Annotated in this window: 24 protein-coding genes; 2 read left to right on the forward strand and 22 right to left on the reverse strand. The window is 65.4% G+C overall.

The window, feature by feature from the left end; translation table 11 throughout:
• Position 1: 1 nt before the first annotated feature.
• The 6 genes from truB to rimP form a co-directional block, all read right to left on the reverse strand.
• Positions 2-1,123: a tRNA pseudouridine(55) synthase TruB gene (gene truB, locus G8O24_RS12045; protein ID WP_188099441.1), complete on the reverse strand. Its 1,122-nt coding sequence runs from the start codon at positions 1,121-1,123 to the stop codon at positions 2-4.
• Positions 1,120-1,563, reverse strand: a complete 444-nt coding sequence (gene rbfA, locus G8O24_RS12050) for a 30S ribosome-binding factor RbfA (protein ID WP_188099443.1) — start codon at positions 1,561-1,563, stop codon at positions 1,120-1,122. The genes truB and rbfA overlap by 4 nt, the downstream gene beginning before the upstream one ends.
• Before the next feature lie 155 nt (positions 1,564-1,718).
• The gene (gene infB / locus G8O24_RS12055; protein ID WP_188099445.1) at positions 1,719-4,406 is read right to left on the reverse strand and encodes a translation initiation factor IF-2; all 2,688 of its coding nucleotides are present in this window, start codon (positions 4,404-4,406) and stop codon (positions 1,719-1,721) included.
• 70 nt (positions 4,407-4,476) lie between these two features.
• Positions 4,477-5,160: an RNA-binding protein gene (locus tag G8O24_RS12060; protein WP_188099447.1), complete on the reverse strand. Its 684-nt coding sequence runs from the start codon at positions 5,158-5,160 to the stop codon at positions 4,477-4,479.
• Positions 5,161-5,183: 23 nt separating this feature from the next.
• Positions 5,184-6,794, reverse strand: coding sequence for a transcription termination factor NusA (nusA, locus tag G8O24_RS12065; RefSeq protein WP_188099449.1), 1,611 nt, complete (start codon positions 6,792-6,794; stop codon positions 5,184-5,186).
• Between the two features lie 2 nt (positions 6,795-6,796).
• Positions 6,797-7,555 (reverse strand): ribosome maturation factor RimP, encoded by a 759-nt coding sequence (gene rimP, locus G8O24_RS12070; RefSeq protein WP_188099451.1) that lies wholly within the window; start codon positions 7,553-7,555, stop codon positions 6,797-6,799.
• 357 nt (positions 7,556-7,912) lie between these two features.
• Between rimP and G8O24_RS12075 the strand changes: the two genes are divergently transcribed.
• A complete protein-coding gene (locus tag G8O24_RS12075) occupies positions 7,913-8,995 on the forward strand; it encodes a DUF2336 domain-containing protein (protein ID WP_188099453.1) in 1,083 nt (360 codons plus the stop codon).
• Here the strand turns inward: G8O24_RS12075 and trmB are convergent.
• The 15 genes from trmB to murJ all read right to left on the reverse strand — a co-directional run bounded on the left by trmB (position 8,992) and on the right by murJ (position 23,351).
• A complete protein-coding gene (gene trmB / locus G8O24_RS12080) occupies positions 8,992-9,702 on the reverse strand; it encodes a tRNA (guanosine(46)-N7)-methyltransferase TrmB (RefSeq protein WP_188099455.1) in 711 nt (236 codons plus the stop codon). The genes G8O24_RS12075 and trmB overlap by 4 nt on opposite strands.
• The gene (locus G8O24_RS12085) at positions 9,699-10,856 is read right to left on the reverse strand and encodes a M20 family metallopeptidase (RefSeq protein WP_188099457.1); all 1,158 of its coding nucleotides are present in this window, start codon (positions 10,854-10,856) and stop codon (positions 9,699-9,701) included. Before G8O24_RS12085 ends, trmB begins: the two co-directional genes overlap by 4 nt.
• A 76-nt stretch (positions 10,857-10,932) precedes the next feature.
• Complete coding sequence (locus G8O24_RS12090; protein WP_188099459.1) at positions 10,933-11,346, reverse strand: helix-turn-helix domain-containing protein; 414 nt, start codon at positions 11,344-11,346, stop codon at positions 10,933-10,935.
• 231 nt (positions 11,347-11,577) lie between these two features.
• A complete protein-coding gene (gene lnt / locus G8O24_RS12095; protein ID WP_188099461.1) occupies positions 11,578-13,191 on the reverse strand; it encodes an apolipoprotein N-acyltransferase in 1,614 nt (537 codons plus the stop codon).
• Positions 13,188-14,303 (reverse strand): hemolysin family protein, encoded by a 1,116-nt coding sequence (locus tag G8O24_RS12100; protein ID WP_244645826.1) that lies wholly within the window; start codon positions 14,301-14,303, stop codon positions 13,188-13,190. The genes lnt and G8O24_RS12100 overlap by 4 nt, the downstream gene beginning before the upstream one ends.
• A gap of 1 nt (position 14,304) precedes the next feature.
• The gene (gene ybeY / locus G8O24_RS12105; RefSeq protein WP_188099465.1) at positions 14,305-14,814 is read right to left on the reverse strand and encodes an rRNA maturation RNase YbeY; all 510 of its coding nucleotides are present in this window, start codon (positions 14,812-14,814) and stop codon (positions 14,305-14,307) included.
• A gap of 59 nt (positions 14,815-14,873) precedes the next feature.
• Entirely contained in the window at positions 14,874-15,872 is a 999-nt protein-coding gene (locus G8O24_RS12110; protein WP_188099467.1) for a PhoH family protein, read from the reverse strand.
• A 64-nt stretch (positions 15,873-15,936) separates the two neighbouring features.
• Positions 15,937-17,334 carry a tRNA (N6-isopentenyl adenosine(37)-C2)-methylthiotransferase MiaB gene (miaB, locus tag G8O24_RS12115; protein WP_188099469.1) on the reverse strand — a complete coding sequence of 466 codons (1,398 nt, stop codon included), beginning with the start codon at positions 17,332-17,334 and terminating at the stop codon, positions 15,937-15,939.
• Positions 17,335-17,472: 138 nt separating this feature from the next.
• The gene (locus G8O24_RS12120; protein WP_188099593.1) at positions 17,473-18,153 is read right to left on the reverse strand and encodes an HAD family hydrolase; all 681 of its coding nucleotides are present in this window, start codon (positions 18,151-18,153) and stop codon (positions 17,473-17,475) included.
• A gap of 5 nt (positions 18,154-18,158) precedes the next feature.
• Positions 18,159-18,614, reverse strand: a complete 456-nt coding sequence (locus G8O24_RS12125; RefSeq protein ID WP_188099471.1) for a Fur family transcriptional regulator — start codon at positions 18,612-18,614, stop codon at positions 18,159-18,161.
• A 38-nt stretch (positions 18,615-18,652) separates the two neighbouring features.
• Positions 18,653-19,138 (reverse strand): ribosomal protein S18-alanine N-acetyltransferase, encoded by a 486-nt coding sequence (gene rimI / locus G8O24_RS12130; RefSeq protein ID WP_188099472.1) that lies wholly within the window; start codon positions 19,136-19,138, stop codon positions 18,653-18,655.
• On the reverse strand, positions 19,135-19,827 hold the full coding sequence (tsaB, locus tag G8O24_RS12135; RefSeq protein WP_188099474.1) for a tRNA (adenosine(37)-N6)-threonylcarbamoyltransferase complex dimerization subunit type 1 TsaB: 693 nt from the start codon (positions 19,825-19,827) through the stop codon (positions 19,135-19,137). The genes rimI and tsaB overlap by 4 nt, the downstream gene beginning before the upstream one ends.
• A gap of 100 nt (positions 19,828-19,927) precedes the next feature.
• Complete coding sequence (locus G8O24_RS12140; protein ID WP_188099476.1) at positions 19,928-20,497, reverse strand: NifU family protein; 570 nt, start codon at positions 20,495-20,497, stop codon at positions 19,928-19,930.
• A gap of 199 nt (positions 20,498-20,696) precedes the next feature.
• The gene (trpS, locus tag G8O24_RS12145; RefSeq protein ID WP_188099478.1) at positions 20,697-21,749 is read right to left on the reverse strand and encodes a tryptophan--tRNA ligase; all 1,053 of its coding nucleotides are present in this window, start codon (positions 21,747-21,749) and stop codon (positions 20,697-20,699) included.
• Positions 21,750-21,818: 69 nt separating this feature from the next.
• Positions 21,819-23,351, reverse strand: a complete 1,533-nt coding sequence (gene murJ, locus G8O24_RS12150; RefSeq protein WP_188099480.1) for a murein biosynthesis integral membrane protein MurJ — start codon at positions 23,349-23,351, stop codon at positions 21,819-21,821.
• A gap of 125 nt (positions 23,352-23,476) precedes the next feature.
• On the opposite strand from murJ, the gene G8O24_RS12155 reads away from it, so the two are divergent.
• Complete coding sequence (locus G8O24_RS12155) at positions 23,477-24,478, forward strand: adenosine kinase (RefSeq protein WP_188099482.1); 1,002 nt, start codon at positions 23,477-23,479, stop codon at positions 24,476-24,478.
• Between the two features lie 122 nt (positions 24,479-24,600).
• Here G8O24_RS12155 and G8O24_RS12160 read toward each other — a convergent pair whose 3' ends face one another.
• The gene (locus G8O24_RS12160; protein ID WP_244645827.1) at positions 24,601-26,406 is read right to left on the reverse strand and encodes an AMP-binding protein; all 1,806 of its coding nucleotides are present in this window, start codon (positions 26,404-26,406) and stop codon (positions 24,601-24,603) included.
• Positions 26,407-26,411: the final 5 nt, after the last annotated feature.

Consider the following 26,411-nt stretch of genomic DNA (forward strand, 5'->3'; position numbering starts at 1 on the left):
GTCAATTTCTCTCGTTGCGACCGGTTGAGGCAGTCAAGCCGGTCAGGTTGAACACACGCTTGGGGATGATTTCGCCATTGCCAACTTCAGCAAGCGCCAAAAGACGGCCTGCCACCGTGACATAGACTGTGCCGCTACTTGTGGGCGCATCCCGTCCGCGCAACAAAACGGCCTGGCCCCGATGGAGCCTTGCCGCATCAGCCCGAGTGACGGCCAGTGCCGGGATGTCGTCCAGCGCGGTCTCAACGGGCATCAGCGCGTCGGCGAGGCTTCCCTCGCCGGACGCGGCTCTATCGCACAAAGCCTCCAGCTGATCCAGCGGAATCATGTCATTTTCGCTGAATGGGCCAACCAGGGTCCGCCGCAGCGCGCAGATATGGCCGTAACTGCCGAGAATCCGGCCCATATCGCGGGCGAGCGCCCGCACATAGGTGCCCTTGCCGCACTCGGCCTCGAACACGGCTCTGTTGTTATCTGGTTGATCTACAAGGGTTAAATGGTGAATCTCGACCGGCCGGGCGGCCAGTTCCACGACTTCGCCGTCCCGGGCGAGGTCGTAGGCCCGCTCGCCCTGGACCTTGATCGCCGAATAACGCGGCGGAACCTGCTCGATCACGCCGGTGAAACGGGGCAGCAGGGCCTCGATGGCCTGGCGGGTCGGGCGCAGGTCCGAGGTCGCGGTGACCTGGCCCTCGATATCGTCGGTGTCGCGCTCCTCGCCCCAGCACACGGTGAAGCGGTAGCGCTTGCGCCCGTCCATCACGAAGGGAACCGTCTTGGTGGCTTCACCCAGGGCAATGGGCAGGCCGCCGGAGGCGAGCGGGTCGAGCGTGCCGGCATGGCCGGCGCGCTTGGCGTTGAACAGGCGCTTGAGCACGGCGACGGCCTGCGTCGAGGTCATCCCGATCGGCTTGTCGAGCACGACCCAGCCGTGCACGTCGCGCCGGTCGCGGCGCACCTGGTTGCCCTTCTGCTGCTTGGGCGCGCGCGGATCATTGTTGACGCGACGCGCCTCCTGTTGCGGCTGAGCATTGCCGCCGGCCTCCGCAAAATTGTTTTTCTGCAGATCGCGGGTGTCGGCCTCTTCGCTGCCGATCGTGCCGTGAGCCGGGTCCATCATCATTGCTCTTCTTCCCGATTCGAATCCGGGTCCTGTTCCAGATTCTTGTCCAAGTCCTTCTGCACCGCAGGTGTTCGCAAAAGCTTCTCGATCCGTTCCGCTTCGTCGAATCGCTCGTCGACGCGGAAGCGAAGGTCAGGTGCAAATTTCAGGTTAACGCGCCGCGCGACTTCGCCGCGCAGGAATTTCTTGTTGCGATCGAGCGCAGCGATGACGAGCTCGGTGTCGCGGCCACCGAGCGGCATCACGTAGATTGTCGCGAGCTTCAAATCGGGCGACATCCGCACCTCCGGCACGGTGATGATGTGACCTTCGAGGTCGGCATCATGCACGCTGCCTTGCGCCAGAATATCGGCTATCGCGTGGCGAACCTGCTCGCCGACGCGCAGCTGACGCTGCGAGCCGCCGGGCGCGGAACTCTTCTTCTGATGATGGCGCGGCATGGTCGAAAATCACCTCGTCGTGCCCGCATTCGGGACACGAGCATTGTCGTTTGTCCTGATGAAACGAACGGAGTGTGGATGGCCGGAAAAATCCGGCCATCGCACTCCCGCAATTTCAGCTCAAAAAGATCCGGACGCTTCGGTAAGATTTGGACTTACAGGGAGCGCTGGATCGTCTCCACGCGATAACACTCGATGACGTCACCGGCACGCATGTCGTGATAGTTCTCGAAGGCCATGCCGCATTCCTGACCGGACTGGACTTCCTTCACTTCGTCCTTGAAGCGCTTCAGCGTCGACAGCTTGCCTTCGTGCACGACGACGTTGTCGCGGATCAGGCGCACATTGGCGCCGCGTTCCACGGTGCCATCGGTGACGCGGCAGCCGGCAACCTTGCCGACCTTGGAGATGTTGAAGATCTCCAGGATCTCGGCGTTGCCCAGCATGGTTTCGCGCAAGGTCGGCGCGAGCAGGCCGCTCATCGCCTTCTTCACGTCGTCCACGAGGTCGTAGATGATGTTGTAGTAGCGGATCTCGATGCCGTTGCGCTTGGCGGCCGCAGCGGCCTCCTTGTTGGCACGAACCGAGAAGCCGATGATCGCGGCGTTGAAGCCTTCCGCCAGCGTCACGTCGGACTCCGAGATGCCGCCGACGCCGGCATGCAGGATGCGGGCTGCGACTTCGTCGGTGCCGAGCTTCTCCAGCGAGCCGAGGATCGCTTCCAGCGAACCCTGCACGTCGGCCTTGACGATCAGCGGGAACTCCTTGCGGCCCGCCGTCTTCAGCTGCGACATCATCTGCTCGAGCGAGCCGCGCATGCCTGAGATCGAGGCCGCCGCGTTCTCGCGCTTCTGGTGCGCACGGTAGCTGGTGACTTGGCGGGCGCGGGCTTCGTTCTCGACGACCGCGAGACGATCGCCGGCTTCCGGCGGACCGTTGAAGCCGAGCACCTCGACCGGGACCGAGGGGCCGGCTTCCTGAACCGTCTCGCCCTGGTCCGAGATCAGCGCCCGGACGCGGCCCATCTCGGCGCCCGCAACGATGATGTCGCCGACACGCAGCGTGCCGCGCTGGACCAGCACGGTGGCGACCGGACCACGGCCGCGATCGAGCTTGGCCTCGATCACGGTGCCTTCGGCCGGACGGTCCGAATTGGTCTTCAGGTCGAGGATGTCGGCCTGGAGCGCAATCATCTCGAGCAGCTTGTCGAGATTGGTCTTGTTCTTGGCGGACACTTCGACGTCGACGACGTCGCCGCCGAAGGATTCCACCTGCACTTCGTGCTGGAGCAGCTCGGTGCGGACGCGCTCGGGCTTGGCATCGGGCTTGTCGATCTTGTTGATGGCAACGATGATCGGCACCCGCGCCGCCTTGGCGTGGTTGATGGCCTCGATCGTCTGCGGCATGACGCCGTCATCGGCCGCGACCACCAGCACGACGATGTCGGTGACCTTGGCGCCGCGGGCGCGCATCGCGGTGAACGCGGCGTGGCCGGGGGTGTCGATGAAGGTGATCTTCTTGCCGCTTTCGGGCGACACCACCTGATAGGCGCCGATATGCTGGGTGATGCCGCCGGCTTCGCCCGAGACCACGTTGGCATGGCGGAGCGCGTCGAGCAGCGAGGTCTTGCCGTGGTCGACGTGGCCCATCACGGTGACGACCGGAGAGCGGGTCTCGGTGTCGGTGGAATCGTCGACCTGGTCGAACAGACCCTCTTCGACGTCCGACGCGGCGACGCGCTTGACGGTGTGACCGAGCTCTTCGGCGATCAGCTGCGCGGTGTCGGCGTCGATCACGTCGGTGATCTTGTGCATCGCGCCCTGCTTCATCAGCATGCGGATGACGTCGACCGCGCGTTCGGACATGCGGTTGGCGAGTTCCTGGATGGTGATCGCTTCCGGAATCGTCACCTCGCGGACGAGCTTTTCCTTCGGCTCGTTCGAGGCATGGCCTTTCAGACGCTGGGTGCGGCGGCGGAACGAAGCGATCGAGCGCTCGCGAACCTCGTCGGCATTGAGGGCGGTGACGACGGTCAGGCGGCCGCGCTCCTTCTGCGGACCAGGCTTGTGGGTGGGTTTGGGCGCCACGACGGGGCGCGCGGCGCCGCCGGGGCCGCGACGGATCTGGCGCGGACCATCGTCCTCGTCCGGACCGGCCGCGACGGCGGGCGTGCGGCCCACAGGGCCACCCGGCCGCGACGTGGTGGATGCCGGGCGGGCGGTCGTTGTCCCTGCCGGCCGGGTCGTGGTTTGAGCGGGACGCGGCGCGCTGGTCGCCGGGGCTGAGGGAGCTGCAGCGGGACGCGCGGCCGCCGCCAGCTGCTCGCCTTCGCCAAAACGCTTCTTGGCTTCGGTCTCGGCCTTGCGCTTGGCCTCTTCCTCGTGACGGTGACGCTCTTCCTCGGCCTTGCGGCGGGATTCGGCGGCTTCACGCTCGGCGCGCTCGGCGGCCTCGCGGACGGCGCGGCGCTGGGCCTCTTCCTCGGCCTGGCGGCGCTCTTCGACTTCGCGAACCTTGGCATCAGCGAGCGCGCTGGCGCGCGCGGAGCGTTCGTCCTCGGTCAGCGTACGCAGCACCACACCGGAGCCGGCGTTGCGCGGCGGTGCCGGGCGTGACGGGGCGGGCGTGGGCGCAGCCGGCGCCGGCTTTGCAACAACCGTCGGGGCCTGCGGCTCAGGGGTGCCGTCGATGCGGCGCTTGCCGCGCTTCTCGACCACGACCTGCTTGCTGCGGCCATGGCTGAAGCTCTGGCGCACAGTGCCCGTTTCGACGCGCGGCTTGAGCGATAGCGTCTTGCTCGGAACGCTCAGCTTCTTGTCGTCTGGGGTCTTGGTATCAACCATTCAGCAGTCCTAATCCTGATTTATTCAGAGTTGTGCGTTGCCGCACCGTCCTATCGGGTCGTCGTGTCTCTCAGAAATCCTGGCCGGGCTTTTCGGCAGTCTTGTCAGCGTCCGCCATCCGGTATCGGACCAGCATCTGGCTACGTGACAGGAATGACTTGCTCGCCGGGCCCGCGAGCAGGGCAGCATGTATCACATTTGACCGGGTAAGTGCCAAATCCAATTCTACCGATTTCAGGGCAGTGATGACGGGAATCTGCGGCCTGATACCGCGATTTCCGGCATTTTGCCGTGCCAGCATGTCCAATTTGCGGATTCCGTCCGCGGCCCCGTCGCTGGCGTGGATCAGGACCTCGACCGTGCCCTCCTTGAGGGCGCTCTCAACCTTGCCGAAGCCGGCGACGATCTGGCCCGCCTTGGCAGCAATTCCAAGGGCTTCGGCCACGCTCCTAACCAGGAGCGCCTCGATGTCGGCGGGAAGCGTCTGAGGAGTGCGCAGCTCGCGCTTGAAGGCTTTGCTAAACTGGTGACGCCGCACGGCTTCCGCAACCACCTGGCGCGAGGCGGTCACCCACATGCCGCGTCCTGGCAGCTTGCGCTTGAGGTCGGGAACTACCTCGCCGGTGGGCGATACGACGAAGCGGATCAGCTCGTCGATCGGCCGGACCTCGCGGCTGACCGCGCACATGCGCATGGTCGCGGACCTTTCGGCCCGCGGTCCATGGTCGAGTTCGCTGTCAGCGCTGGCAAGCATCCGGGCGACATCCTCCGTTGCCCTTAAGCCGGCTGATCTTCAGCCGCCTCGGCCTCTTCGGCCGGCTTGGCGAGGTCGGCTTCGGTGATCCAGCCGGCTTTGACGCGGGCCTGCATGATCATGGCTTCCGCATCGTCGCGGGAGACGCCGAGGCCGTCGAGTGCGCCGGCAAACTTGGTCTGCTCGCCGCCTTCCTTGCGCTCGGTCCAGCCGACCAGATCGTCGGTGGCGCAGCCGGCAAGGTCCTCGACGGTCTTGATGTCGTTCTCGCCGAACTTCACCAGCATCTTCGAGGTGACGCCGGGCACGTCCTTCACGGCGTCCTCGACGCCGAGTTCCTTGCGGCGGGCCTCGATCTCGGCTTCCTGCTGATCGAGATATTCCCGGGCGCGGCTCTGCAGCTCCTGCGCGGTCTCCTCGTCGAAGCCCTCGATGCCGGCGAGTTCCTTGAGGTCCACCATCGCGAGTTCCTCGACCGAGGTGAAGCCTTCGGACGCGAGCAGCTGGCCGACAACCTCGTCGACATTGAGCGATTCCATGAAGACGCGGGTGGAGTTCTCGAAGTCGGCCTGGCGGCGCTCCGATTCCTCCTGCTCGGTCAGGATGTCGATGTCCCAGCCGGTGAGCTGCGAGGCCAGGCGGACGTTCTGGCCGCGACGGCCGATCGCCAGCGAGAGCTGGTTGTTGGTATCAGGGACCACGACCTCGATGCGCTCGCGATCTTCGTCGATCACGACCTTGGAGACTTCAGCCGGCGCCAGCGCGTTGACCACGAAGGTCGCGATGTCGGGCGACCAGGGGATGATGTCGATCTTCTCGCCCTGCAATTCGTTCACCACGGCCTGCACGCGCGAACCGCGCATACCGACGCAGGCGCCGACCGGATCCACCGAGGAATCGCGGGAAATCACGCCGATCTTGGCGCGCGAGCCGGGGTCGCGGGCCACCGCCTTGATCTCGACGATGCCGTCGTAGATCTCCGGCACTTCCTGCGCGAACAGCTTCGCCATGAACTGCGGATGGGTGCGGGAGAGGAAGATCTGCGGGCCACGCGTCTCGCGGCGGACGTCGAAGATGTAGGCGCGGACGCGGTCGCCGTTGCGGAACACTTCGCGCGGCAGCATCTCGTCGCGGCGGATGATGGCTTCGCCTCTGCCGAGATCGACGATCACGCTGCCATATTCGACGCGCTTGACGACGCCGTTGACGATGTCGCCGATGCGGTCCTTGAATTCCTGGTACTGCCGGTCGCGCTCGGCCTCGCGCACCTTCTGCACGATGACCTGCTTGGCCGACTGCGCGGCGATGCGGCCATATTCCAGCGGCGGCAGGGTGTCGGCGATGGTGTCGCCGACCTGGGCGCCCGGATTGGCGCGCTGCGCATCGACCAGCGAAATCTGGTTGGAGTGGTTTTCGACCTTGTCGACCACCAGCATGTGGCGCGACAGCCGCAGCTCGCCCTTCTTCGGATCGATCTCGGCGTGAACGTCAGTCTCGCTGCCGTAACGGGCGCGTGCCGCCTTGGCGATGGCATCTTCCATCGCCGCGATGACGATGCCGCGGTCGATCGATTTCTCGCGCGCGACGGCGTCGGCGATCTGGAGCAACTCAAGTCTGTTGGCACTGACTGCCATGGCTAGTCTCCTTCGTCAGGCTCGATCTCGCCGCGCCGCGCGCGTTCGGCGGCAAGGCGATGTTTCTTGGTATTGGTCGGGGCCGGCTTCTTCTTCGCCGGCTTGGTGTTCTTGGTGATCTTCTCGCTGATCCTGGCATGCGGCGCCTGCGGCGGCGCGAGGCCGAGATCCCGGCGCATCTGGCGCTCCTCGGCCTTGCCGCGGCGCATGGATTCGGCGATCAGCTCATCGGTCAGCACCAGCCGTGCCTCGGCGATGTCTTCCATCGTCAGCAGCACGTCGGCATCGTCGCCCGCTTTGACGTCGTCGCGACGCAAATGCACGCGGTCGCCTTCAACAGTGCCGAGCGTGCCACGGAATCGCTTGCGCCCCTCATGGGCGACGGCCATCTCGATCTTCACCAGATGGCCGGTATAGCGCTCGAAATCGGAGCGGCGCACCAGCGGACGGTCGATTCCCGGCGAGGAAATCTCTAAGCGATAGGCGCGATCGATGGGGTCGGCGACGTCGAGCACCGGCGACAGCGCCCGCGAGATCGCCTCGCAATCCTCGAGCTGCATCGAACCATCAGGCCGCTCGGCCATGATCTGCACGGTGCAGCCGGCCTCCCCGGAGATGCGGATCCGCACCAGGCGGTAACCCATGCCCTCGAGCACCGGGCTTGCGACCGCCGACACCCGCGCCGCCACGCCCGGCTCGACCACGAGCCTCGGCTCGGCCAGCAACTCGGCATCGGTGGAACCAGTGGTCGGTTCGGTCATATCAGGGGTCAAGGCGCTCGATGGTTAACGCTTGGCTAAGAGGTCAAAGCCCGCTTCGGAACTTTCCCGACGGTGTCGGGCCACATCTTCCGCCAAGCCGCGTTCAGGTAATAAAAAAGAGCGGGTCCTTTCGGGCCCACTCTCACTACGCGGATCGTATGAGAAGATGAATTGGCGCTGATATAGCGCTTTCCGCCAGCCCGGACAAGGCCCCTCGCAGGCGGATACGGGCTTTTTGCATCCCGGCCGGCGCCCCTGACGGCAACGCTTCCTTCACGAAGCGGGCCTAAATTTCGGATTTGTGGGGCGGCTTGAGCTATGGCGCGCCCACGGCGTGCCAGATTCGAGTTGCGTTTCATGACCGTTGCCACGTCGCTCATTCCCGGACTGGACGATATCGTCAAACGCGGCGATCCCCGTCGTCGTGGCGAAATCGCGAGCGCCATTGCCGCGCTGTTCTTTCAGGATGCCGCAAAACTCCGCCCCGAACTCGTCGATCTCTTCGACGATCTCTTGATCGATCTCGTTCCGCACGCGGAGCTTGCCGCGCGTGTCGATCTCGCCGAGCGCTTCTCGCGGCTGAACAATGCGCCGCCTCATCTGGTGGGCCAGCTCGCCCGCGAAAACGAGATCCTGGTGGCAGGCCCGGTGCTGCGCCACTCGCCGGTGCTCGACGAAGCCGCACTCGTCGAGATCGCGCGGCTGAAGGGCCAGGGCCATCTGCTGGCGATGACGGAGCGGCCTACGCTGTCGACCGAGGTGACCGACGCGCTGGTCGAGCGCGGCGATCGCGACGTGGTGCGTCGCGCCGCCGGCAACGCCGGTGCGCATTTCTCAGCCGATGGCTATTCGGAGCTGATCAAGCGCGCAAGCCAGGATGGCGTGCTGACGCTCAAGATCGGCCAGCGCGAGGATCTCTCCGGCGAGCATCTCAGGAAGCTTCTGGACGGCACGCTCGACGTCATCAGGCGTCGTCTGTCCACCGTGGTCAATCCGGCGCGTCAGGTCGAGATCAAGCGCGCGATGGCTGCGATCGAGGAGGCCCGACTGCCGCCCGGGCCGCGGCGCGATTTCTCGGCGGCGCAACGCACGGTGCTCGGCCTGCACCGCGACGGCCATCTCGGCGAGAGCGCGCTGCTCGGCTTTGCCAAGGCGCACAAATACGAGGAATCGGTCGCCACGCTGTCGGCGATGGCCGGTGTCAGGCTTTCGATCCTCGACCGCCTGGTCTCCGGCGATCGCTACGATCCGATCCTGATCCTCGGCCGGGTGCTGAATCTCGGCTGGCCCACGGTGCGCGCACTGATCATGATGTGGTACGGGCCGCATCGCACGCCCGCCGATGCCGATCTCGAGCAGGCGCGGATCAATTTCACCCGCCTGATGCCGGCGACGGCCGAGCGCGTCGTGAAATTCTGGCGCAACCGGCAGACGATCTAGCGCCGCCCGAAGCGCAAATACGCCGCCTTGCGTCCCTCGCGCGCGGCTTTCCGTCCATAGCGCGTCATGGTGTAGCCTTCCCAGGGTCGGCGGAAATCATCGGCGCGTTCGGCGAGCCACTGAAAATCCGGCGAACGCGCAAGATGCGACAGCGTCCAGGCGCAGTAATCGTCGATATCGCAGACGAAGCGGAATTCACCACCCGGCTTGAGCACGCGCGCCATCGCGACGATCGTACGATCCTGGACGAAGCGCCGCTTCCAATGCCGCCGCTTCGGCCATGGATCGGGATGGATCAGGTCGATCCGCGACAGCGAGGCATCTGGCAGCCAGGCCAGCAGTTCGGCGGCATCGCCGGCGAACAGGCGGATGTTGGCGATGTTGGCCGCTTCGATCTGCGCGAGGATCTTGGCCATGCCGTTGACGTAAGGCTCGCAGCCGATGAAGCCGGTGGTGGGAAAGGTCTGCGCTTCCGCGGTGAGATGCTCGCCGCCGCCGAAGCCGATCTCGAGCCGCACATCGTCTGCCGCCGGATCGAAGACCTCCGTGGCGTCTGTCGGCCGCTCCGCCGCGATGTCCAGCGACAGATGCGGCAGCAAATGATCGACCAGCTCGGCCTGGTGCTGCCTGAGCTTGTGGCCCTTGCGCCGTCCGAAGAAGGCGCGCTCGCCGTCGCTGCGATCGGGATCCGATTTGCGTTCGCTCATCGCAGCGTCTGGTACAGGCGATAGAGCAGTCGCGCGCGCGGCTCGAGCGAGGAGACGTAGAGCTGCTCATAGTGCGTGTGCGCGCCCTTGCCGTCGACGCCGAGCCCGTCGAGCGTGCCGGTGTACGGCGCGGTGAAATTGCCGTCCGAGCCGCCGCCGGTATGGGTGTCGATCAGCTCGAAGCCGAGTTCGGCGGCGAGCGTCTTCGCATGCTCGTAGAGCGAGGCGCCCGCGTTGCCCTTTTCGTAAGGCGGACGATTGAGCTCGCCGGTGACGGTCACGGTCACGCCTGATGTCTTCGATGTCAGGCCGAGGATCTTGCCGACGAATTCTTCCGCATCGTCGACGCCGGGCACGCGCAGATCGACTTCGGCATAGGCCTCTTCCGGCGTGACGTTGGGGCGCGTGCCGCCGCGCACCACGCCGACATTGACGGTGACGCCGCGTTTGAGATCGTTCATCCCTTCCAGCGTCTGGATGACATTGGCGAGCTCGCGCACGGCGCTGCGGCCGTCCTCGGGACGCGAGCCGGCATGCGCAGGCACGCCCTTGATGAAAACCTGGAAGCGGCCGACGCCCTTGCGCCCGGTGACGATCTTGCCGCCGTCGCGCGCCGGTTCCGTCACCAGCACGTATTTGGCTTTGCGACCCTCGTTCTCAATCAGCGCACGCGAAGTCGGGCTGCCGATCTCCTCATCCGAGGTGAACAGATGGGTGATGCCGAGCGGCGGCCGGGTGGGTGCAGCGCAAAGCTCGCGGAACGCGTGATAGGCGATGTAGGCGCCGCCCTTCATGTCGTAGATGCCGGGACCGAACGCGCTGTCGCCGTCGACCTTGAACGGCAGGCGCGCGATGAAGCCCATGGGGTGAACGGTATCGAGATGACTGAGCACCAGAATACCGGGCTCGTCCTGGCCCCAGGTCGAACGTACTGCGAGATGATCGCCGCAGCCATCGACGCCGGCGATGCGTTCGATCGTAACAGGCAGATCGCGATAGTGATCGGCCACCATCGAGGTCAGCTTGTTGACCTGTTCGGGCACCTCCGTCGGCGTCTCGATCTCCACCCAGCGGCGGATACCAGCGAGAATAGTTTGGCTATCGAACGAATTGGAGCTCGCCATGGACGTATCTGTGCCTTCGAATCGCATCATCTCGGCGGAGGCGCGCTCCGCAACTGACGACATAGGCCAGATTTGGCGCAGTCTCAAATCGGAATGAAGCGCTGCGTCAGCGCTTGTCCGGGCCTTCGCGGGCGGCGATCTGCTCGACGAGGTCGACGATCGAGCGGCGCAGCTTCGAATCGGTGATTCGGGTGAACGCCTTGGTCAGCGCGAGCCCTTCGGAAGTCGCGAGGAAGTCGGAGACATAGGAGGGCGAAGCACCTTCGGCGAAGCCGTCGGGGCCCGGCGTGCCGCTCGGTCCGCCCTCGAACAGGAACGACACCGGCACCTGCAGAATCTCTGCGATCTGCTGGATTCGGCTTGCGCCGACCCGGTTCGTGCCCTTCTCGTACTTCTGAATCTGCTGGAATGTCAGGCCCAAAGCTTCTCCAAGCTTTTCCTGACTCATGCCCAACATGATGCGGCGCATACGCACGCGACTGCCGACATATTTGTCAACAGGGTTGGGCGCTTTCGACATTTCCTCAGCCCTCCAAACACCACCGTCGGCGCAATCGAAAGTATTGCCTCAGGTGACAGCGACATCAAAACTTCACTCTGATTGGGGAAACATTGCGGAGAAATTTAGCAATGCACCGCTGTCTTGCGCAGCGGGTGCAGAATGGGGAGCCCGAATGCAGTCTGTCAACCGTGGGACTGCGGTTGTCAAAAGTTTCTGGCCCATCCGCCTCGATCGCTCGCGACGGCGCGATCAGGGGTGCCGTTTGGCGACACGGCGGCGCACCGCCAAAATCACAGCCAGCGCGACGAGCATGGCTGCGGGAATGTCACCTACGCTCGCATAAATCGTCGGCGGGATTGCGCTGGGCAGGGTTGCATCCAAAATGCCTTCGATCCCGAGACCGAGGCTCGCCACCGTGCGCCCCATCGGATCGATCACTGCCGAGATGCCGGTATTGGCTGAGCGGACCAGCGGCAGGCCGAGCTCGATGGCGCGCATCCGCGCCTGCTCCAGATGCTGGTACGGTCCGGTCGAGATGCCGAACCAGCCGTCATTGGTGAGGTTCACCATCCAGCCCGGGCGCTGGTCGCGCGTCCCAACCTCGCCGGGAAAGATCGCCTCGTAGCAGATCAGCGGCAGCGCAGGCGGCGCCCCCGGCACCGGCAGCGCGTGGCGCACCGTGCCGGCAATGAAGCCGCCGCGCATGCGCGTCAATTGCTCGAAGCCGAGCTTCTCCATGAGGTCCTGGTAGGGAAGATATTCGCCGAATGGAACCAGATGCAGCTTGTCGTAGACGGCGAGCACGCTGCCGTCGTGATCGATCACGTAGATCGAATTATAGGCCCGCGTGATCGGCGTGCCCTGCGGCAGATCGGGAGCGCGGACCGAGCCGGTGATCAGCACCGTGCCCTTGGGCAGCAGCTCGGCGATCTCAGCCATCGCGTCGGCTTCGCGGGTCAGGAAGAACGGGAACGCCGATTCGGGCCAGATCAGGATGGTGGCCGCGCCCACGCCGGTCGCTTGCGGTCCGGACGCACGGTCGGACAGCGCCAGATATTTCTTCATCACCTCCGCCTTGGCGGAGTAATTGAATTTGAGGTCCTGCTGGAGGTTCGGCTGCATCAGGCGCAGCCTGGCCCCCGCAACCATCGCGGTCGGATGCAGCGACAGGCGGATCGCGCCGAAGATGCCCATGACGACCAGGAGCGCGAGCGCCGCGGCCGGCACGCGCCACGCGATCTTGCGGTCGCGCGTGCGGTCGATCAGCAAGGCCGGGCTCGCGAAGATCGCAACCGTGAGGAACGTCATGCCCCATTGGCCGATGAGGGATGAGGTCTGCGCCAGCGCCAGCGGCTCCGACAACGCATAGCCGAAGGCGTTCCACGGGAAGCCCGTCAGCATGTGCCCGCGCAACCATTCGCTCGCCGTGAGACTGGCGGCGAGCGCGAGAATGCGGGTGGCATCCTTGGTCCAGAGCAGGCGGGCCAGCGCGAAACCGATCGCCGTGTAGATCGAGAGATAGGCCGGCAGGCCCAGCACGGCGAACGGCGTCAGCCAGGCGAACATATCGGCGTCGACGAAGAAGGCGATGCCGATCCAGTAGAGGCCGGGGACGAAATAGCCGAGCCCGAACCAGAAGCCGGTCAGCGCCGCTGCGGGGACGCCGCCATATCGTCCCGCGCCAGCGCCGTCGATCAGCCAGACCAGCACTGGAAAGGTGATGAACAGCACTGGAAAGACATTGAACGGTGCCAGCGCCAGCACCGAGAGCGCGCCGCAAGCCATTGCGAGCAGCGCGCGCTTCCATCCCCAGGTCAGGATGATGGCAAGTGCTATCTGCTTGAAACGCTGGAACGCGCTCACTGCGGGCCGGTCCCGTCGGCGGGCGGGGTTGGCGTGTCGCCGGAAGGCGGCTGGCCGCTGTCGGGAGCGGCCTCGCGGCGGCTTCTCTCGCGCTGGCTGCGCGGTGCGGGGCGTTCCTTCCGCGTCGAGATGCGCAGCCGCTTGACGCGGCGCGGATCGGCATCGAGCACCTCGACCTCGTAATTGCCGGGGCCCGAGATCACCTCGCCGCGCACCGGCAGCCGTCCGACGAAGCTGACGAGATAGCCGCCCAGCGTCTCCACCTCCTCGCCGGCCTCGCCGGTGACGAAGTCTTCGCCGATCACGGTGCGGACGTCGTCGAGGCTGGCACGGGCATCGGCGATGAAGGCATTGTCGGGCAGGCGCACGATCGATGGCGGCTCGTCGCTGTCATGCTCGTCGTCGATCTCGCCGACGATCTGCTCGACGATGTCCTCGAGCGAAACGAGGCCATCGCTGCCGCCATATTCGTCGACGACCAGCGCTAGATGAATGCGCGTCGCCTGCATCTGCGCCAAGAGGTCGATCGCGCGCATCGACGGCGGCACATAGAGCAGCTTGCGGATGATGCGCGCATCCTGCAGCGGCAGCGCGAGGTCGACGGCCTTCAGATCGAGCCCGGCCGGCAGCGGCTTCTTGCGCTTGGTCTTGGTCGCCTCCGACACGCGCGCCCGCGCGGTCATGAAGGCGAGCAGGTCGCGGATGTGGACGATGCCGACGGGATCGTCGAGCGTCTCGTTGTAGACGACGAGGCGGGAATGGCCCGCGCTCTCGAACCGGTCCATCAGCTCGCCGAGCGGGATGTCGCGCTTCACCGCGACGATGTCGGCACGATGCACCATGACGTCGGCGATTCGCCGCTCGTGCAGGCCGAGGATATTGCGCAGCATGGTGCGCTCGACCGCGGAGAAGCCGGTGTCGTCGGGCGTCGACGCGTCGAGCACGACCTGGAGATCGTCGCGGACCGAGCCGGCCTTCCAGCCGAACAGCGTGCGGATGGCGCGCAGCAGCCAGCCCTCCGCGGTCGGCCGCATCACCTCGCCCTGCGTCACGACAACAGGCAGATTGGCCGTGTTGCGCGGATTGTCGTGAATAGGCTCTGAATCCGGCATCTCAGTGCGTCCCCGCGCGGTCTGCATAGGGGTCGGGGATGCCGAGGTGAGCGAGGATCTCGGTTTCGAGCGCTTCCATCTCTTCCGCGTCGTCGTCGTTCTCGTGATCGTAGCCGATCAAATGCAGGAAGCCATGCACGGCAAGATGCGACAGATGATGATCGAACGGCTTGTGCTCCTCGTCCGCCTCGCGCCGCATGGTCTCGAAGGCGATGGCGATGTCGCCGAGCATGCGCGGCGCATCGCCCGGCTTCCATTCGCCTTCGGGCTGGAGCGCGGGAAAGGACAGCACGTTGGTCGGCTTGTCGATGCCGCGCCAGTTGCTGTTGAGGGTGCGGATGCCGGCATCATCGGTCAGCATCACGGCCACTTCCGCCTCCGCAACGTCTTCGTCGACGGATGCGGCGGCGGCGGCGACGGCGCGCTGGATCACGGCCTCGGCGTCAGGCTCGCTCTGCCAGCAGTCGGCGACGACGAGGATCTCGGTGGTGGGAAGATTGGGATGCGACATGGCTTTGTTCGGAACGGTAGGGCGTTGTCATCGCGCCCGCCTGGTCCGCTGTTGTCTCGTCAGGATTTGCTGCCGGCGGGCGGCCGCTGCGGCGACCCTTCATAGGCGGCGACGATTCTTGCCACGAGCTCGTGGCGGATCACGTCCTCGGCCTTGAAATGAACTTGCGCAATGCCCTCGACGCCGTCGAGCAGGCGCGTCGCCTCTGCCAGGCCGGAAGTCTGGCCGTTCGGCAGGTCGATCTGCGAGGGATCGCCCGTCACGATCATGCGGCTGTTCTCGCCCAGACGCGTGAGGAACATCTTCATCTGCATCGATGTGGTGTTCTGCGCCTCGTCCAGGATGATGGCGGCATTGGTCAGCGTGCGGCCGCGCATGAAGGCGAGCGGCGCGATCTCGATCTCGCCGGTCTGCAGCGCGCGCTCGACGATTCGCGCGTCCATGAGGTCGTAGAGCGCGTCATAGATCGGGCGCAGATAGGGATCGACCTTCTCGCGGAGATCGCCGGGCAGGAAGCCGAGCCGCTCGCCGGCTTCCACGGCGGGACGCGACAGGATGATCTTGTCGACCTCCTTGCGTTCGAACAATTGCGCGGCATGGGCAACCGCGAGCCAGGTCTTGCCGGTGCCGGCGGGACCGATGCCGAACACCAGCTCGTGCCGCTTCAGCGCGCGGATGTAGGAATCCTGCGCGGCCGTGCGGGCGCGCACCGGACGCTTGCGCAAATTGATGCTGTCGAAGGTGGATTTCGCCGATTTGGCGTCGAACTCGAACAGCGAGCCTTGCGCGATCACGGCACGGATCGCGCCTTCGACCTCGCCCTGGTCGACATCCTGCCCCTTCACGGCGTGGGCGTAGAGCGTCTCCAGCACGCGGCGCGCCGCATCGCAGCCGTCGCGGGTGCCGCCGATGGTGATGTGGTTGCCCTTGGAATCGACGACGACGCCCAGCCGCCGCTCGATCTGCGCGAGGTTCTGGCCATAAGGGCCGACCAGTGCTGAAGCGGCGCGGTTGTCGTCGAAGTCGATGACGACCTGTGTCTCGGGCGGAACTTGCATGTCGCGGTCAAATTTGCGGCTGGGAGCGATAGAAGACGAATCCGATGCGCTTTTTGGCAAGGGTTCAGGCTCCAGTGGCGATAAATGACAAAGCGGGCTCGCGCGCATGGTTTGGCGTGGCGAGCTCGCCGAGGAAGCTGTAGCGCTCGAGACTGTCGATCCGCACCGGCAGGATCTTGCCGATGATGTCGGGCGAGGCCATCACATGGGCGGGCTGGAGGAAGGCGGTGCGGCCGACGATCTGGCCGTCCCTGCGCGCCGGACGTTCGAACAGCACGTCGACGGTTGAGCCAATCGCGGCCTTGTTGAAGGCCGATTGCTGGCTGTCGATCAATTCCTGGAGCCGCTCCAATCGCTGGTCCATCTCGGCGGGGGACACCGTCTCCTGCATGTCCGCGGCCGGCGTTCCCGGCCGGGCGGAGTATTTGAACGAATAAGCCGCAGCGTAGCCGATTTGCGTGACAAGCGCGAGGGTGGCGAGAAAATCTTGCTCGCTCTCGCCGGGGAAGCCCACGATAAAATCTGATGAAAAAGCAATGTCTTGGCGCGCAGCGCGGAAACGGTCGATGACTTTTCGATAATCATCGGCGGTATGTTTCCGGTTCATGGCGGCGAGAATCCGGTCCGATCCCGACTGCACCGGCAGGTGCACGAACGGCATCAGGGCATCGAGGTCGCGATGCGCTGCCATCAAACTGTCATCGACGTCGCGGGGATGGCTGGTCGAATAGCGCAGCCGTGCGATGCCGGGAACGGTCGCCAGATGCTCGAGCAATCGGCCGAGGCCCCAGATTTTTCCGTCAGGTCCCTCGCCGTGATAGGCGTTGACGTTCTGCCCGATCAGCGTGAGCTCGCGCACGCCGTTGTCGGCAAGCCGCTTCACATCGTCAACGATCTTTGCCACGGGGCGCGAGACCTCCGCGCCGCGCGTGTAAGGCACGACGCAGAACGTACAAAACTTGTCGCAGCCTTCCTGCACCGTGACGAACGCGGAAATGCCGCGGGCGCGGATCGCATCGGGCTTCGGCTGGGCCAGGAAGCCGAACTTGTCGGCGGCTGGAAATTCGGTCTCGATCGCGCGGCCTTCGTCGCGCGCCCGCTTCAGCAGCTCCGGCAGATGGTGATAGCTCTGCGGCCCGACCACGACGTCGACCACGGGCGCGCGGCGCGTGATCTCGCCACCTTCGGCCTGCGCGACGCAGCCGGCGACCGCGATCTGCATCGTCCGGCCGCCGCGCGCGGCCTCGTCCTTGGCGACGCGCAGGCGCCCGAGCTCGGAATAGACCTTCTCGGAGGCCTTCTCGCGGATGTGGCAGGTGTTGAGGATGACGAGGTCGGCCTCCTCGGCGCTCGCGGTCTCCACGAAGCCTTCCGGAGCCAGCGTGTCCACCATGCGCTGGGCATCGTAGACGTTCATCTGGCAACCATACGATTTGATGTGCAGCTTGCGCGGCGGCGTCATGGAACCCGGAGGTGAGGTGGAGGACGGCCCTCAGATATAGGCTGGAGGAGCGAAAATCCAGCGATTGGAGGGCCATACGGCTATTGCGGGGCACTCGCCGCCCGCTTCAGCCCGGAATTTGGAGATTTTGGACCAGATTCAGCCCGCCAGGGCGTCCGCCGCGACCCGGCGGACCAGCTCCGGCAGCTGGTGCATGTCGGCAAAGGTCAGGTCGGCGCCGGCCTGGCGCAGGGTCTCGGCATGGCCGGCGCCGCAATGGCTGCCGCCGTAAAAGCCGAATACCTTCATCCCGGCCGCCCGTGCCCCGGCAATGCCGGCAAGGCTGTCCTCGACCACGACACAGCGCTCGGGCGACACGCCCATCTCCCTGGCCGCAAACAGGAACAGGTCCGGCGCGGGCTTGCCGTTCGCCACCTGGGAAGACGAGAAGATGTTTAGCGCGAAGCGCTCGTAAAGCGAGGTGCAGCCGAGGCTCACGCGCATCCGCTCGTGCGAACCGCTGGAGGCGACACACACGGCTTGCGTCACCACGTCGAGCACGTCGTGGATGCCGCGGATCGCCTCGAGATCGGCTTCGAATGCGCGAAACAGCTCGTCCTGGAGATCGCCGTGATAGGCCTCGGGCAACTTGCGGCCGAGCTCGGACTCGATCTCGAGATTGGCCTGCTTCGTCGCGCGGCCGAGGAAGCGCGCCGACACCTGCTCCGCCGTGATCGGATAGCCGTGCCGCGTCAGCACATCCGCATGTGCCTGACAGGAGATCACCTCGCTGTCCACGAGCACCCCGTCGCAATCGAAGATGATGAGGTCGATGGGCACGAGGCTCAAGACGTCGGCTTGTCGTCGTCGAGCGGGACGCAATAGAGTTCGAGCCGGTGATCGACCAGCTTGTAGCCGAGCTTGCGGGCGATCTCCGCCTGCAGCTTCTCGATCTCTTCGGAGGTGAACTCGATCACCTTGCCGTCGCGCAGATTGATGAGGTGGTCATGATGGCTGTCGCGCATCGTCTCGTAGCGCGCGCGCCCCTCGCGGAAATCATGGCGCTCGATGATGCCGGCATCCTCGAACAGCTTGACGGTGCGATACACGGTCGAGATCGAGATCTTGTCGTCGACCGCGACGCAGCGCCGGTACAATTCCTCGACATCGGGATGATCGACGGCTTCAGCGAGCACGCGGGCGATGACGCGGCGCTGCTCGGTCATGCGCATGCCCGTGGCGGCACAGCGCGCCTCGATGCCGGTCGTCTTGGATGCAGAAGAGGGTTTGAATCCAGTCATATCGTGTCCGCCTGACGGGGCGCTTTCTGCCACCAATGCTACGACAAGTCACGTCGCATCAGAAGTGCGTTCAATTGTTCCCCGCTCGGCTGCTTATAGTAGCGTTCGCGACGCCCGACCACCACGAATCCGCCCCTGTCATAGAGCCGTCGTGCCGGCTGGTTGTTCTCCTCGACCTCCAGAAATATCGTGCGCACGCCGCGCCCGGCGAGGTGGCCGAGATGGGTCATCAGCAGCGTGCGGGAGAGGCCGCGGCCGCGATGGGACGCCTCGACCGCGACCGAGAGGATTTCGGCTTCGTCCGCGCCGATCCGAGATACCGCGAAGCCGATCGTCTTGCGTCTCAACCGCAGGCGGTGAATGAGCGTGTTGCGTTCGCTGAGCATGGCCTCGAATTCGCTCTCGCCCCAGCCATGCGCGAACGAGGCGCCGTGAAGCTGCGCCAGCCGCGGCGCGTCGCGCAATGAGGCGGGCTCGACGGCGGCCGCGCCGCCGCGCCACCATTCCAGAAGCGATCTCATCATGAGCTTGCGGCTTGTGCGAGCGGCGGCAGCGCGGCCGGCTTTGCATCGGGCGCCTTCAAATAGAACGGCCGCGCCGGATTGGAGTCGGGATTGGCGGCAGCGCCGAGCCAGGCGACCCAGCTGATGTCGGGCGCGGGCTGCGCGTCGACCGTAACCGGTTGTGGCCCGACCTTCGGCCAGCGCTCGGCAAAAATCCCGGCGGCATTGCCGACCAGATGCGGTGCGCCGAATTGCGAGGCCGCGATCGCCTCGTCGATGGACGCGACGGCCGGCCGCACCAGCTCGCTGCCGTCGCCGCCGACGATCTGGAAATAGACGTGATCATGCCGCGCATCGATCGCCGAAATCACCGGTGCCTGTTCACTCCGGCCGACGATGGCGGCCGCATAGGCCGAGAGGGTCGAAAGGCCAACGGCCGGCCGCTTGGCCGCAAGCGCAAGACCGCGCGCCGCCGAAATGCCGACGCGCAGGCCGGTGAAACTGCCGGGGCCGACAGTCACCGCGATCCGGTCGAGTGCCGTGAAGGCGAGATTGGCCGACTGCATCACCCGCGCGATCATCGGCATCAGCGCCTCGGCGTGGCCGCGCTTCATGAGAAGCTGCTCCTGCGCAAGGAGCTCGCCGGCATCGGTGTCGAGCACGGCCGCTGCGCACGCATCGAGCGCAGTATCGATGGCAAGGATCAACATGGAAAAGCGAATGGCTGATGGCGAATGGCGAATAGTCTAGCCGACCCGGGTCCTATTCGCCATTCGCGACTCGCCATTCGCCCATGATTTACATCGGCATTTACATCGGCCGGACTTCGACCACGTCGGGCACGAAGTGCTTGAGCAGGTTCTGGATACCGTGCTGGAGCGTAGCGGTCGATGACGGGCAGCCCGAGCAGGCGCCCTTCATGTTGAGGTAGACGATCCCGTCCTTGAAGCCGCGGAAGGTGATGTCGCCGCCGTCATTGGCGACGGCCGGCCGCACCCGCGTCTCGATCAGGTCCTTGATCATGTCGACCGTCTCGGCGTCGGCCTCGTCGAAGAACTCGTCCTCGTCATCGAGCTCGACATCGCTTCCAGCCCCACCGTCGGCGAGCAGCGGCGCGCCGGACATGTAGTGCTCCATGATGGCGCCGAGGATCGCAGGCTTGAGCTGCTGCCACTCACCGTCCGCCTTGGTCACGGTGATGAAGTCAGATCCATAGAACACGCCGGTGACGCCAGGCACATCGAACAGCTTTTCGGCGAGCGGCGAACGGCCAGCGGCCTCGCGGCTCGAAAATTCCATCGGGCTGCCGTCGGACACGACGCGGCCGGGGATGAATTTCAGCGTGGCGGGATTGGGGGTGGCTTCGGTTTGAATGAACATGGTTTTCTCCAGACGTCGCCGGTTCAAGGCCGGCGCGTGAGCCTCTTCCCTAGCAGATGGCGACCGGGAACGCACGGTCAAGGCCGTTTTGCAGATAAATCAGCGAGTTAGACGCCTATTGCCGTCCCTCGCATGCTTCTTGTTCGGTCATTCCGGGTTCGCCCTACGGGCGCCCCGAAATGACTGTGACGATAAGCAATCAGCGCCGGCGGATGAAGCCGACGATGTCCTTCGACAGCTTCATGGTCTCCTCGGCGATGGCGCGGGCCCGGTCGGAACCCTCGTTCAGGATGGTGTCGATATGGCCGGGATCGGCGACGAGGCGCTTCATCTCGCCGGCGATCGGCGCAAGCTTCGTCACGCACAGCTCCGCCAGCGCGTTCTTGAAGCTGGAGAACTGGCCGCCGCCGAACTCGCGGAGCACATCGGCCTTGGAGCGGCCGGAGAGCGCGGCAAAGATGCCGACGAGATTGTCGGCTTCGGGGCGCGCCTCCAGGCCCTTCTCTTCGCTCGGCAGCGGCTCCGGATCGGTTTTCGCCTTGCGGATCTTCTGCGCGATGGTGTCGGCATCGTCGGTGAGGTTGATGCGCGAATTGTCGGACGCATCCGATTTCGACATCTTCTTGGTGCCGTCGCGCAGGCTCATCACCCGCGTTGCCGGGCCCGTGATCAAGGGTTCCGGCAGCGGGAAGAAGACGCCGTCGTTCGTGCCTTGCGCGCGGATCGAGTCGCCGAAATCATTATTGAACTTCTGCGCGATGTCGCGCGAGAGCTCGAGATGCTGCTTCTGGTCCTCGCCGACGGGAACGTGGGTGGCGCGGTAGAGCAGGATGTCGGCGGCCATCAGCACGGGATAGTCGAACAGGCCGACCGAGGCGTTCTCGCGGTCCTTGCCGGCCTTCTCCTTGAACTGGGTCATGCGGCCGAGCCAGCCCATGCGCGCGACGCAGTTGAAGATCCAGGCGAGCTCGGCATGGCCGGAGACCTGGCTCTGGTTGAACACGATGTGCTTCTTCGGATCGATGCCGGCAGCGATGAACGCCGCGGTCACTTCGCGGGTGTTGCGTGCAAGCTCCGCCGGGCCGCCCCAGACGTCCAAGCCTTGCGTAATCGCGTGCATGTCGACGACGCAATAGATGCAGTTATGGGTTTCCTGCATCTTCACGAAGTTGACGATGGCGCCGAGATAATTGCCGAGGTGCAGATTGCCGGTCGGCTGGACGCCCGAAAAAACCCGTTCAACGAATGGCATGGTCAGTTTTCCTGAGAGGTCGCCGGCCGTCGTTTCCAACAGCGGCGCTGCCCCGTCAAGGGTAATTCGCTAGGCGGGCCGCTTCAGGGCGCCAGCCGCCTCGCGCCAGGAGGCGGCGCCGAGGATTTGCAGCAGCAGGCCATAAACGGCGATGCCGGCCGCGATCTGCAGCCCCAGCACCATGAAGCGGATCATGCCATGGGCCGCTGATGGCATCAGACCCGTGGTCAGCCAGAGCAGGGCGCCCATGGCGGCTGCGGCAAGCACGATCCGCGGCAGCCGCTTGCGGGCGGCGGCGTCGATCGAGAAGCCGAATTCGCGCGTGCCCTTCCGGAGCAGCGAGGCCGCGCTGCTCCAGGCACCGGCCGCGATGCTGGCGGCGATCCCGCTCGCACCGAAGAAATGCCCGAGCAGGACGGCGAGCGCGACCGCGACCGCGAGGCCTTTGGCCGTAGCGAGCAGCGGCGTCATCGTGTCGCTGCGGGCATAGAAAGCCGGCGACAGCGCCTTGATCAGCACATGCGCCGGCAGCCCCAGCGCCAGCCACGTCAGCGCGCGTGCGGTGGCGGTGCTGTCTTCTGCCCCGAAGGCGCCATGCTCGAACAACAGCCGCACGATCGGCTCGGCCAGCACGGCGAGGCCGAGCGTCGCGGGCAGTGCGAGCCCGGTTGCAAGTTCCAGCGCGCGCGATTCGGCGTGCGCGACGGCCTCGCGGTCGCCGCTCCCGACGGCGCGCGTCAATTCCGGCACCAGCACCGTGCCCATGGCGACGCCGACGATGCCGAGCGGCAGCTCGATCAGGCGATTGGCGAAATAGAGCCAGGACACGGCCGAGGGCGTCGCGGAGGCGATGATCGCGCCCGCTACCATCAGCCATTGCGGGCCCGAGCTTGCGATCATGCCGGGGATCGCCCTGGCAAAGAAGCCGCGCATCTCCTTGTCGAAGCTGACGCGCAGCGGCCTCGCCAGGCTCGCGCTTCGCTGCGAGCCCAGCATCACCAGTTGCAGCAGACCGGCGATGCCGACGGTCGCCGCCAGCATCGATGCAGCGAGTGCCGCATCGGCGTGCGATAGCAGCAGCGCAGCGATGGCCGCAATCAGCGCGATGTTGAACAGCAGCGGCGAGAACGCGGTGAGCGCAAATCGCCCTTGCGCGTTCAATAGACCCATCAGCACCGTGACCGGACCGGCAAAGGCGAGATATGGCAGCATCAACCGTGCGTCCTGGACCGCGAGATCGCGCGTGGCGCTGCCGACGAAGCCCGGCGCGATGATCATGATGATCAGCGGCATCGCGAAGGCGATGCCCAGAGAGACCACGATCAGGGCGGCGCTGACCGTGCCGAGCACGCGTCCGGCAAATGCGGAGGCGGCCTTCTCGCCATCACGCTCCCGGACGCGCAGCCAGGCCGGGATCAGGGCCGCATTGAGGGCGCCTTCGCTCAGCAGCCGCCGCACCACGTTGACGAGCTGGAAGGCGGCCAGAAAGGCATCCGCCACGGCGCCGGTGCCGAGCAGCGCCGCGATCAGGGAATCGCGGGCAAAACCCAGCAGCCGCGAGGCAAGTGTTCCCGTCGAGACGGTCAGGAAGGAGCGGATCATGCTCGTTAATAATACCGTTGCTTGCCCGTGAAGGTCCGGTCGTGATAGGCCGCCAGCTACATTTTCAGGCCGACAGGAAGCGGATTTCCTGGTGGTTCGCAATCCGGCAAACAGGATCAAAGTGAATGGCTGACGTGAAATATGACGTTCTCGGGATCGGCAACGCGCTGTTCGACGTGCTGGTCCGGACCGATGAAGCCTTTTTGGTCAAGCATGGCATGGCCAAGGGCAGCATGTCGCTGATCGACGAGGCGCGGGCCGCCGCCATTTACAACGATATGGGTCCGGCGACGGAGGTCTCGGGGGGATCTGCCGCCAACACCATCGTCGGCATCGGCAGCCTGGGCGCGCGCGCCGCCTATGTCGGCAAGGTCAAGGACGACCAGATCGGCAAGCTCTATGTGCATGACATCCGCGCCGCCGGCGTCGCCTTCAACACGCCGCCCGCGAAGGATGGCCCCGCCACCGGCTGCTCCTACATCCTGGTGACCGGCGACGGCGAGCGCACCATGAACACCTATCTCGGCGCGGCGCAGGACCTGTCGCCGGCCGATATCGACCCCGCCGAGATCGCGGCGGCAAAAATAGTCTATCTCGAAGGCTATCTCTGGGACCCGCCGGGCGCGAAGGAAGCTTTCCTCAAGGCCTCCAAGATCGCCCACGAGGCCGGCCGCAAGGTCGCGCTGACGCTGTCGGACTCCTTCTGCGTCGGCCGCTATCGCGACGAGTTTCTGGGACTGATGCGAAACGGCACTGCCGACATCGTGTTCGCCAACGAGTCCGAGTTGCATTCGCTCTACGAGACCTCCGACTTCGACACCGCGCTCAAGCAGCTGCGCAACGACGTCAAGCTCGGCGTGGTCACCCGCAGCGAGAAGGGCTGCGTCGTGGTGACGCCGACCGATGCGGTCACGGCTCCAGCCTCGCCGATCACGGAGCTGGTGGACACCACGGGCGCCGGCGATTTGTTCGCGGCCGGCTTCCTCTACGGCCTCTCGCGCGACCTCTCGCACAAGCAGTGCGGCGAGCTCGGCGCGCTCGCCGCCGCCGAAGTGATCCAGCACATCGGCGCCCGTCCGCAAGTGTCGCTGAAGGAGCTGGCCCAGCAGCGCGGGCTGACGGTTTAAGGCCGGTCTGTCTCCTCGTCATTGCGAGCGCAGCGAAGCAATCCAGGCTGTTTCCGCGGCAAGATTCTGGATTGCTTCGCTACGCTCGCAATGACGCTGTGGCGACGACGGTGGCTCTTACCTCACGCCGTCTTCGCCGCCTTCAGTCCGAGCCGCTGCTCCACCGCATCCCGCATCACGAATTTCTGGATCTTGCCGGTCACCGTCATCGGGAATTCGTCGACGAACTCGACGTAGCGCGGGATCTTGTTGTGGGCGATCTGGCCGTCGCAGAAGGTGCGAACCTCTTCGGCGGTCAGCGTCTCGCCTGACCTGACGCGGATCCAGGCGCAGAGCTCCTCGCCATAGCGGGTATCGGCGACGCCGAAGATCTGCACGTCCTGGATCTTGGGGTGACGGTACAGGAATTCCTCGATCTCGCGCGGGTAGAGGTTCTCGCCGCCGCGGATCACCAGATCCTTGATGCGGCCGACGATGTTGCAATAGCCTTCGTCGTCGATGGTGGCGAGATCGCCGGTGTGCATCCAGCCGGCGGCGTCGAGCACGTCGCCGGTCTTTTCCTTCTCCTCCCAATAGCCCAGCATGACGCTGTAGCCGCGGGTGCAGAGCTCGCCGCGTTCGCCGCGCTTGACGATCCTCCCTTCGAGATCGACGACCTTCACCTCGACATGCGGATGAATCCGCCCCACCGTGGAGACGCGCCGCTCCAGCGGATCGTCCGTCGCGCTCTGGAAGCTGACCGGGCTGGTCTCGGTCATGCCATAGGCGATGGTGACGTCGCGCATGTTCATCTCGGAGACGACGCGCTTCATCACCTCGATCGGGCAGGGCGCGCCGGCCATGATGCCGGTGCGCAGCGATGTCAGGTCGAACGTCTTGAATTCAGGATGATCGAGCTCGGCGATGAACATGGTCGGCACGCCGTACAGCGCGGTGCATTTCTCCTGCTCGATCGTGCGCAGCGTCGCGAGCGGATCGAATCCCTCGCCGGGATAGACCATGGTGGTGCCGAGCGTGACGGAGGCGAGGTTGCCCATCACCATGCCGAAGCAGTGATAGAGCGGCACCGGAATGCAGATGCGATCCACTTCCGTCAGGCGCATCGCGCGCCCGGTGAAATAGCCGTTGTTGAGGATGTTGTGGTGGGTCAGCGTCACGCCCTTGGGCGAGCCGGTGGTGCCGCTGGTGAACTGGATGTTGACGGGGTCGTCGAATTGCAGCGCCGCGCCGAGCGCGGCAAGCTGCGCGCGATGCTCCGCCTTGCCCATGCGTGCGACCTCCTCGAAGGGGATCGTGCCTGGCGCCGAGGGACCGCCGATCTGGATCACCATCCGCAAGGCCGGCAGCCGCGCCGCCTGCAACTTTCCCGGCGTAGCGCTCGCCAGCTCCGGCAGCAGCGTGTTGAGCATCTCCATATATTGGCTGGTCTTGAACGCCGTCGCGGTGACGATCGCGGCACAGCCGACTTTCTTCAGCGCGAACTCGAGCTCGCTCAGCCGATAGGCGGGATTGATCGTCACCAGGATCAGGCCGGCCTTGGCGGCGGCGAACTGGGTCAGCGTCCATTCCGGCCGGTTCAGCGACCAGATGCCGATCCGCTCGCCGCGCGCGAGGCCAAGCGCGAGAAAGCCGGCCGCGAGCGCATCGACCTGTTCGGCGAATTCGCTCCAAGTCCAGCGCACGCCGTGGCTCGGTGAGACCAGCGCTTCGCGGTCGCCCCAGCGCCGCGCCGCCTGGTCGAGGCTGCGACCAATGGTGTCGCCGAGCAGCGGCGCATCCGAGATGCCGCATACGTAACTGTCGGCTTTGCCTGCAAGACCGTCCACCAAGTTCGTCTCCTCAAATGTAGTGCCTCGTGCCCGAGGCCAATGGCTGTCAGGCACGAGGTTATCTGTTGCCGGGACGGCGCGCGACGCCGCGCGCCTCATACTAT

This window comes from Bradyrhizobium campsiandrae (genome assembly GCF_014529705.1).
Classification (GTDB): Bacteria; Pseudomonadota; Alphaproteobacteria; order Rhizobiales; family Xanthobacteraceae; genus Bradyrhizobium; species Bradyrhizobium campsiandrae.